This window comes from Flavobacterium limi (assembly GCF_010645075.1).
GTDB classification, from domain to species: Bacteria; Bacteroidota; Bacteroidia; order Flavobacteriales; family Flavobacteriaceae; genus Flavobacterium; species Flavobacterium limi.
In genome coordinates this window covers 18,892-27,141 of record NZ_JAADZV010000018.1, presented here as the reverse complement: position 1 = coordinate 27,141, position 8,250 = coordinate 18,892, and the positions used below count along the sequence as shown (strand labels likewise).

Here is an 8,250-nt window from a genome sequence, read left to right as displayed (position 1 = left end):
AGGTGGTCATTTTGAACTGGAATCAGGTGCTCACTTTAAAACGGAATGGGGTGATCAATATAACCGGAATTTGCAGTTTATTGAATTTTCAAATGTAGCTAGGGAAAATTCTTTTATATTTAGGTATTTGAAAAGATCGATTATAATCAATGAAAATCCTTTCACGTAAAGTTGTCTATTGTTTACTCTGAATTGAGAATTGTTAGCGTTTTTAATGTTCTTATGTGATATAGTTCCAAAAGGGATATTTTTGTAATAGACAAGAATTGTTGAGTGGTAATACCCATTGTATGGTTTTACAAATTCAAATCTGAATAATTCATTATCTGTGTAATTAGCATTTTGATTGTCAAAATTTAGTATTATTTTATCGATATTGATAAAAAATCTTAAGTCTTTTTTTGTCATTTTTTGTATAGTTTTTTTTTTATAATAAAGAGAGAAAGTTTAGTAAAATAGGGCTTTGACATGAGAAATTGATTTTAGTTGCGTAACAGCTTTGTTAAGCCACGTAAATAATCGATTTGCTCGAATAACTTATCTTTTAATAGCAAAAGGTAAGATCCAGAATTACCAATTCTATCGAATGGTACAATTTTTTGTTCGAAGGTTCTTGACTTCATATTTGTCATATTGATTTTGTTTATATATAAAAGACCTAGTTTCCCTATCTTGCCTCTACATGATTTTAATCCCTTCTTTTATGATTTGAATGATTAAAAGTTTAATTCAAATCGAATGCTTAACAATTTGATAACATTGGAATGTTTAAATAAAAAAAAGCCACCATAAATGGCGGCTAAAACTTAATCTTAAAACATTACTTAATGTATAATGTATATTGAATGGGTTATTTAAAGCATTCTTTTTACTTTCTGAACCGTATTCACAGTAACATCACATAGTTTAGCAATTTCACGTAGGGATGGTTTGTTTTGACGTTTCAACATTGAAATTACTTTCGGATATTTTGTTAGAAACTCACTTGATGTTTCTGTAGTACCTTTAACTCTTCCTTTATAAATGCCCTTCAATTTTGCGAGTGCTATTCCCTCACTAATGCGATCTAATAGAACGGTCTTTTCCATTTCAGCGAGAGTGCTCATAACTGTGCTAACGAGTTTAAAGATTTGGGTCTCTTTTTGATCTGCAAGAGATTGTAGCCCTATATCTTCTACAAATAAAGTTACACCTTTAGAGTGGAATAGCTGAATGGTTTTGAGTATATCTATTGTATTTCTGCCCAGGCGATCTATACTAGATACCGATACAAAATTTATATTTTCATTATTAACTGCTTTCAATAGTTCCTTTGCTTTTGGTCTTTCAGTGAAGGGAATTGCTCCGGAAACTTTATCAATAAATAACAACTCATCAATTTGTGCTTTTGATTCTTGACGTGCTGTTGATTGTGATGTAGTAGAAATTCTAATGTAGCGTGCTTTCATGAGGTAAAAATTTTGAAATATCCAGATATAAATTTATAGCTTCGATTGTATTAAAAATAGGATAGTGGTGTTTGATACATCTTAAACCATAGTAAAAACGCGGTATACATATTGATTTTTTGTATGACAATTTGGCTATAGTTTTAAAATGATATCTAACGATCTATTTATTTGTACATTTTTGTATGTTTTTATATATTTTAGTATAAAATTGTATATTTCTCAAATCGTGTAAGTTGTGGGTTAATTGATTGTTTTTTAAATACTTATGTATTAATATTGTACTTTTTTATTTTTTTACAGATTTCATTAATTTTTAATGTATATGGCTTTTTTTTTGCTTTGCATATTGATTTGTATTGAATATTTCAATAAAACAACGAAACTAGATTTTAAGCCAGATTGGTAATTTTCATTTGAACCTAATATTTGAACTGAGATCAAAAATAAAATTGAAATTTCCTATGAACTCACACTTATCAAAAATGATGAAAGATTTGTCTTTTGTAATAATTTCAAAAGCCCTATTAGTTTTATTTTCAAATAAGCAATTTTTAAAGATTATTTTAGAATTATAAAATTCCATCAATACCATGCCAAAAGAATTCCAGATAGGATCATCAATAAAATCATATTGCTGTATTGTGTAAACAAAATTTAAATTAGAATAAATTATATCGTTATTATCCCAAAAGAAGAATAACGTGGAATTAAATTTCCAATTTGGGTTTGAAGACAATTCTTTTGGATCGAGGTAAATATTATAATCGTTTTTTTGGCCCGTAATGCACAATTTAACATCTTTTAAAAATCTTATAAGATGACAGTGATCAATACTATTTTCGATTATAAAATAGGCCTCCTTATTCCCTTCATTCTTAATTTTAGTGATTGTGTCAAAGAAATGATTAGTGTCTTGAACGTAATACTCGTTCATGTCTATAATGTTGAAAAATAAACCTTTTCACTTGCGCTTTTTCCAACATCATTTGTCGCGTAGCCGATAACATAATATTTATTTGCTCTAGATAGTCCTGTAATCTCATAGTTTACTGACGGAAGTGTACTTCCAATAGTCCAACTGCTAGAACTGGACACTTTACCAGCAGGATTACCATCCATATCGAAACACCCGATACTGATTGCTGTAACATTAGTGCTTCCTTGGTTAGTTACTGAAACTGTTGAATATAGTGTGGTATTGCCTGTTCTCGCTGAAACAGTGACTGTGGGTTTGTTACCACCCGTCGTTTTTGCTGTTACCGTTTCGCCATAGGCAATTCCAGCTTGACTAATAGCATATGCACGAATGTAATAAAGTTGGAAAGGTTGAAGACTTCTAAGGTTTGATACAAAAGATCCCATTCCAGTTCCATCTTTCGATTTTCCGTAATTGATAGTGGGATTTGGCGCAGTGTTCCAACAGATGCCTCTTTCAACGACAGGATTGCTTCCTTCACTTACAACTGTTCCACCGCCGATACCTGTAGTTTCTGATATAGTTGAAATTGGTAATGTTTTTACCGTTGGTAGAATATATGCGCTTGTTGTAAAAGAAACTACTTGTCCATAAGCTGTTCCAGCAAGATTGCTTGCGAAGGTGCGAACAAAATATTTCGTGTTTTGCTCTAAACCAGAAACTAAATTACTAAATTCAGAGTTTCCTGTATTTTCAATTTTTTGATCTTTTACCTCAGGCATCGGATTTGTTTTGCTATAAAAAAAACCTTTAGATAAAATTTTGGACGCACCATCATTTTCAATTTTTCCATTAAAAACTGCACTTAATTGCGTAATTTCAGAAACTGCTATGGTAGTTAAAGTAGGTATGTTTATTTTTTTTGTGGTAAATGTATGTTCATTCCCATAAATTATTTTTGACTCAGTTTTTAGATAAGGTCTAGCGTAGAATTTGGTATCGTGCTGTAAGTTTTCGAATTTTGAATTGTATTGCCCCAAAACGTTTCCATTTTCTTCGTGCTTCATATCATTAATAGTTGGATTAGTTTGCATTGCAATACAAATGCCACGAGATAGCACATTTTGTTTTCCGTTGGATTTAAAATCAGCATTTATAACTACAGAATTTTCTGTTATATCTGATATGTCTGAAATTCCAAAATCAATAATAGACTTCTCTTCATCTTTTTCATTATTTGAACAACCTATATTAAGGCTTATTAAGCAACTGTAAAACAAAACAGTAAATGTTGTAATAAATAATTTCGTTGTAATTTTTTTCATAGTTATATCAGTTTAATGTTGTTAATTTTTGTTCACATTTAAAAACAAATATAAAAATTCTATTATATAGTGTACTTTTTAATAGAGTACCAAAGAATAGACAAAATCTTGAGCTTTTGAAGAATGAAAAACTCAAGTAAAAAAGAAAAGATACAGGAATTAGACGCAATTGCCGTAAGATTAAAAGAGTTGCGAAAAGCAAAAGGATATTCTAATTACGAGCACATTGCATTTGCCTTAGAAATGAGTCGATCGGCTTATTGGCGCCTTGAAACGGGGGCCAATTTCGAATTAAAAACTCTTATAAAGATTTGTAGATTATTAGACGTAAGTCTTGAAGAATTTTTTAAGGGTATTAATATTCCAAATTCAGAAGTGATGCCTAGTAAAGATTAAAAGTATTGCTTAGGGAATGAAATTTAAATTAGAATTGGACATTTTATCTTAATCCTTCTTCAATTTCTCTAATTATGTTTTTAAAGTTAGTATAACTTAATTCGTTATTTTCATTATACAATTCCAAATATGAATAATATTTGAAAATGATTGGTAGTAACGCTTTATTATTTATTATAACTTTTGGAAGTATCATGTCATTATGATTATAGATAAACTGTTCTTGTATTTCTACTTTTTTGACTATACAGTTATTATTACCTAGGTTTATTGAACAAATACTACTGTCAATAGAAAGTATCTCACCAATAAATGACGGACACCCCAAAAGATTTCTAAGGCTATTATCACCGACATGAAAAGATTTACCGACAATTTTCGGTGCCCCATGCAACGTAGTTAAGAGGTTTGCATAAGCATAGTAGGATTTTTTAACTTCAATTGGGCCATTTTTAAGATTTTTTAAACTGTTAAGAAAACAATTAAAATTGCCATTAATAATTTTAGGTGAGCCATCGAGTTTTTCAAGTGTATTTTCTTGACAGAAAAAATCACCACATACTTCTTGAGGTGCGTGTTTGAGTGTTTTTAATAGATTCCCACTACAATTAAAATCACCTCCAACTTTATAAGGTGATCCTTTTAATGTTGTTAATTGATTTAAATAGCAATGAAAATCTCCATCTACTTTTCCAAATCTCAAAGGAAGTCTTCTGAGTTTTGTATTGCAAATTTTTACATTGCCGAACATATTTACTCTACCTGATTTATCAACTTCAAATTGATCAATTGAAATATGAAATCTTTTTATTATATGTTTGATTTGATTGTTGCTTAAAATTCTGTTCTTCATAATTAGCCATATTTGGGCTAATATATAGTTTAAGAGACTAGAATGCCAGTCTTGTCAGAAATTTTAACTCTATTCTTTTAAAACACCTTGTTTGTAAGTCTCTTTCTTTATTGTTTTGTCATTTGAATCTTTATATCGTGTTGTACCATTTCTAACACCATCTTTTATCTTTCGTTCTTCGAATAGACCATCTTTGTTCTTGAAGGCAAATTCACCGGAATATGGAATTTGTTGTTTTAAATCGTAGTAATATTCTTTTACAATAACTCCGTATCCATCATAATCATAAGATGCTCTAATATTTTGGTCATAGTAATACTCTTCCCAGTTTCCTGTTTTAGTTCCAGATGTATAATCTCCAATTTCTAAAGTTTGATTATCTAATGATCTATGTTCAAAAAGTCCATTCAGCTTTTTTACACTTGTATCTGCAGCTAAAAAATCTAACTGAAAAGTTATTGGTGATATTACAAATTTTCCAGTCTTAATAAAACTATAAGTAGAACTGAAAACACCTTCAGCAAGTGTTTCCTCGAAAACACAATCAAATTTGTTTGCACTTTCGTTTTTAAATGAATAAGATTTTTTTATATTTCCTGCTGTATCCAACTCTTCTATTTTTAAAAGTTCTCCATTGTTAAAATACTTTTTCTCTTTAACTCTTTTTGATGAGTAGGTGACATGTTCTCCCGTAATCGAATCGTGACTATAAGTATAACTTTCTAATAGTTCATTATCAGCATCAAAGCGTTGCCATTTTCCTTCTTTTTGGTTATTCGTATAAAAACCAGTTTCATAAGTACTTTTACCCAACCATAAACTAAATTTACTTTGGTTGTGAATATCCCATTTTCCAATTCTTTTCCCGGAACTGTAATTACCTCTTGATATTAAATTGCCATTTGCATCTTTGAGTTCGTATGATCCGTCTAATTCATCATCTTTGTAGTTGGCTATTTCGTTTATTGATAAGCATACAGTTTTGGTACAGCCTTCAACGCTTTTGTCATCTTTGCAAGGAATTGATATTTCATCTAAAACTGAAAATAGTTTTTGAGTACCATTTAATTTGCCAGCCACATAGTTAGATTCTTTGCATAGTTTTTTAGAACAGTCAATCAAAACATTATTTTCATCTACAATGCTTTCATGATAATATTTCCATAAACCCGTTTTTAAACTATCTTGGTAAACTCCTTCAGCTATTAGTGAGCCAGTAATATCAAAATATTTTGCTAATCCATTCAACTTGTTCGATCTATAAGTCGTTTCTGAATTTTTATATACTTTAATTTTAAGTGTATCAATACAAGAATACCCACCAAGCAATTGCCTTGAAATATTGTTGTATTCATAACTAATACCTTCTAGAACATCATTTTTATAATTTTGAAAAAAGATTTGATTTTGTTTTGCTTCCTTTTGCATACCTTCCTTTTTTCCATTAATATAGAAAAATTCTTGTACAATATTTTTTTCAGTGGGTGTGATGATTTTACCAATCCATTTTCCTTCTTTTTCATCATTTAAGTAGGATCCTTCAAGATGATAATATTCCGTATCTCCTTCCAGGTAAATTGATTCAGTGTATAGTCCCTCTTTATTTCCCAGCTTAAATCGAAAAGTCTTATTTACTCGTCCAATACTATCATATATAGTGTAAAGTCCATCTAATTTTCCATCTTTCAAATTATACAAACTTGTAAGATTACCATTTTCATCATAATCTTTCTTTATGCCGTTGTTTGGATCGTAAACTCCTCCTTTTTTATAAATAGTAACTTCGTAAACCGTATAAGTTTTTTTATTTGCGTTCTCATAATAATTATCATTGTCACTGCTATCTTCCTCTCTTGTATAAGCAATTTCTAAATAAAAATTTTTGTTCTCATATGAAGCTACTACACGATTGTCCAGAATTTGTTCGTTCGCGAGTTTGTATCCGTTAAGATTTAACTGTTTGCTGATATTACTATATACGTCTTTTTGCCTGAAACGATACATAATTTTATTTGGCATTCCTTCATAATTATAAATGTAAAACCAAGCTTTTGCTTTTGCATCATCATATATATTTCTGCCAAGTGCCCAAGATATTTTATTATATCCTTCTCCATCGCTTTCTGTTGAGTCGTAGTAGTCCCAGCCTTTTGAAAGCAGAACTTTGTTTGAAGTTTCCCAGTTTTTATGGCTTGCGATGGAATGTAAATCAATTAAAGATAGTTTTTGAGCGGACAATTGAGGGATTATCACAAGAGAAAATAGAAAAAATAGAAATTTACTTTTGATCATGAAGTATATTTTTACAAGTTATTACTCTGATTTTCTTTAATCATTGCAGTATTTAATTTTATTATATCACGCACATTTTGCATATGAACACTAAGAATGCCATCTGAATAATCGCCGATCCTACCATTCATTTTATTTTCAATATTTTTAAAACTTTGCAAAGGCTGACTTGTTTGTATATATTTTAAACCGCCCAGCATTGATGATGATGCTCCTATTTTGGCACTTTTATCAGCTACATTGTCTCTAAGTTTCTGATTATTTAACATTCTAGCTATATATGCTGCTAAATCTTTATTTAAAAATTTCGATGTGTATTTCGCCAACATTGATGGGCTTTTTTGCAGAATTATTGAATTTTTAGCGGCTTTTAAACCTCTAGTGAAATTCATCAATTTTTCTTTATTTTGAGTTTGACCTGTGATCGCTGATACAACATTTAACGCTGTAAATGCATAGCCCTTCATTTTATTATTGCTTTCTATTTCGACTCTTATTTTCTCATCCTTAATCAATTCATCAATTTTCTCTAATACTTCGTCTGATAACACAATTGGACCAGCATCATAAAAGTCTTTAAATAAGATTTCATTATTAATATTGTATTTGATATTTAGAATTGAAAGTTCATTGAAAAGTTTGAAATAATGTTGATTTAATTGTATAGATTTTTTCATTAATCTATTTCCAGCAGTGATTCCTTCAATTTTTATTAATTGATTTGTTTCTTGTAAACTTAGGGCTTTTACAGGTGATTTTTCAATGTCAATTAAAGTGTTTTTATAAATCTTTATTTCATCAGAAATCATTCGAGGTAGCATTGCCTTTAGTTCTTTTTTATGATTCTCTAATATAATTAATGCTTCGACAGAATATGTTTCGGCTGTCAGTTCTGAGTGTTTAATAATATCAGTTCTAACATACTTACTTCCAATTGAATCAAGAGGTTTATCGTCCTTTTTGGAACAGCCAAAGACTGTCATTAGTATCAAAAGGTTTATGAATAGCTTTTTCATA

General features: G+C 29.7%; 7 protein-coding genes. 1 reads left to right on the top strand and 6 read right to left on the bottom strand.

All coding sequences use genetic code 11. The features are described from left to right. Window positions 1–854 precede the first annotated feature (854 nt). From GXM16_RS22415 to GXM16_RS22405, 3 genes are all read right to left on the bottom strand, one after another. Window positions 855–1,448, bottom strand: a complete 594-nt coding sequence (locus GXM16_RS22415) for a recombinase family protein (RefSeq protein WP_163396728.1) — start codon at window positions 1,446–1,448, stop codon at window positions 855–857. 412 nt (window positions 1,449–1,860) lie between these two features. Beyond that, entirely contained in the window at window positions 1,861–2,385 is a 525-nt protein-coding gene (locus GXM16_RS22410; RefSeq protein WP_163396727.1) for a hypothetical protein, read from the bottom strand. A 2-nt stretch (window positions 2,386–2,387) separates the two neighbouring features. Next, window positions 2,388–3,692 carry a hypothetical protein gene (locus tag GXM16_RS22405; RefSeq protein ID WP_163396726.1) on the bottom strand — a complete coding sequence of 435 codons (1,305 nt, stop codon included), beginning with the start codon at window positions 3,690–3,692 and terminating at the stop codon, window positions 2,388–2,390. Window positions 3,693–3,815: 123 nt separating this feature from the next. Between GXM16_RS22405 and GXM16_RS22400 the strand changes: the two genes are divergently transcribed. Next, the gene (locus tag GXM16_RS22400; protein ID WP_163396725.1) at window positions 3,816–4,088 is read left to right on the top strand and encodes a helix-turn-helix domain-containing protein; all 273 of its coding nucleotides are present in this window, start codon (window positions 3,816–3,818) and stop codon (window positions 4,086–4,088) included. Window positions 4,089–4,131: 43 nt separating this feature from the next. Here the strand turns inward: GXM16_RS22400 and GXM16_RS22395 are convergent, their stop codons facing one another. From GXM16_RS22395 to GXM16_RS22385, 3 genes are all read right to left on the bottom strand, one after another. Next, window positions 4,132–4,941 (bottom strand): hypothetical protein, encoded by an 810-nt coding sequence (locus GXM16_RS22395; protein WP_163396724.1) that lies wholly within the window; start codon window positions 4,939–4,941, stop codon window positions 4,132–4,134. Between the two features lie 69 nt (window positions 4,942–5,010). Further along, window positions 5,011–7,233: a toxin-antitoxin system YwqK family antitoxin gene (locus GXM16_RS22390; protein WP_163396723.1), complete on the bottom strand. Its 2,223-nt coding sequence runs from the start codon at window positions 7,231–7,233 to the stop codon at window positions 5,011–5,013. Between the two features lie 11 nt (window positions 7,234–7,244). Continuing rightward, a complete protein-coding gene (locus tag GXM16_RS22385) occupies window positions 7,245–8,249 on the bottom strand; it encodes a hypothetical protein (RefSeq protein ID WP_163396722.1) in 1,005 nt (334 codons plus the stop codon). Between the last annotated feature and the right edge of the window lies 1 nt (window position 8,250).